The 1,479-nt window shown below is 58.2% G+C and carries 1 protein-coding gene; it reads left to right on the forward strand.

Features of this window, described 5'->3' with window-relative positions; genetic code table 11:
- Positions 1 to 153: 153 nt before the first annotated feature.
- Entirely contained in the window at positions 154 to 1,398 is a 1,245-nt protein-coding gene (locus B4V06_RS11780; protein ID WP_498170070.1) for an RNA-guided endonuclease InsQ/TnpB family protein, read from the forward strand.
- Positions 1,399 to 1,479 lie beyond the last annotated feature (81 nt).

A 1,479-nucleotide genomic window follows, 5' to 3' on the forward strand; every position in this document is an offset into this window, starting at 1 on the left:
TTCAGCATAAATCGAGGTGGAGCCTCCGACCTCAAGGAGCGAGAGCAGCGAGCGAGTAGGTCGGAGAGGAAACCGACAACGGACGACGCAACCGCACGACGGTAGCTACCTGACTCCCCAACAGGTAAGTACCGTTAGATAGTAATCTGAAACATGGAGGTGCGTCGAACTGCGCCGGTCAAACTTGTTGTTCCCGATGAGCGGTACGACGACCTCCACGAATCCGCGCGACAGTTCCTTCACTGTGCGAATCGTGCCGCTGAATTCTGTTGGGACGACAACTCCTACGCCAACTGCGTTACGGCGAACTCGACCGCACGGGACGCGCTCTACGAACAACTGCGAGAGGAAACTGATCTTACTGCGAACCTCGTTCAAGAGGCCATCCGACGTGCCGTCCAAGCGACGAACGGGTGCGTCGAACGGTGGAAACAGGGCAAGCGGGTGAGCCAGCCGGAGTTCACGTCGTGGAGCATGGTCTACGACAAGCGAAGCGCGACGTTCTACCGCGACCGTGTGTCTCTCTCGACCGTCAACGGGCGCGTCGAGTGCGACTTTGAACTTCCGGCGGATAGCCCGACTCCCTACGAACAGTACGTTCTCTCGGAGGACTACGAGTTCCGTGCGAGCACACTGCAATACGACAAGGCGACTGACGAGTTCTATTTCCACATCACGACGCGGAAGTACGATACCGACGAATCCGAGGTTTCGGAAGATACCGAGCACCAAACAGTTCTTGGTATCGACCTCGGCGTCAACAGCCTCGCAGTAGCTTCGACCGGCACGTTCTGGCAGGGCGACGAATACGATCACTGGTGCCGTGAATTCGAGAAGCGACGTGGTGAGATGCAACAGCGCGGGACGCAAGCCGCGCACAACGCCCTGCTTCGCCTCGGAAAGCGCGAAGAAGCGTGGCGGAAGCAGTACATCCACACGGTTGCCAATAAGATCGTTTCGGAAGCCGTCGAACACGACTGCGACGTAATCGCGTTCGAGGAGTTAACCGACATCCGTGAGCGGCTCCCGCAGGCGAAATGGCACCACATTTGGGCGTTCCGACGCCTGTACGAGTACGTCTCCTACAAGGCACCAGAGCAGGGCGTGTCCGTGGAGCAAGTCGAGCCGAACCATACGTCCCAGCGCTGTTCTCGGACGGATTGTGGGTTCACGCACGAAGTGAACCGCCACGGAGAACACTTCGAGTGCCAGAAATGCGGCTATGAGGTCAACGCGGATTACAACGCGGCGAAGAATATCGGGGTACGGTATGCCCGAAAGCGGACACACAGACTCCGTTCCTCGCCCAAGTCGGGGAGCGGAGACGCACCAGTAGACGTGCGTGTAAATGGTGGGACGTTGAACGGCAAGAGTCACCAGCCTATTGCTGGCGACTGATTGCTGGGAGTCCACATCAAAGCCCTACCCTCAACGAGCGAACCCCGTATGGGGTGAGCGAAGTAGGGTAGGGTAGTTTAC

The sequence above is a fragment of the Halorubrum sp. B53 genome, assembly GCF_059752395.1.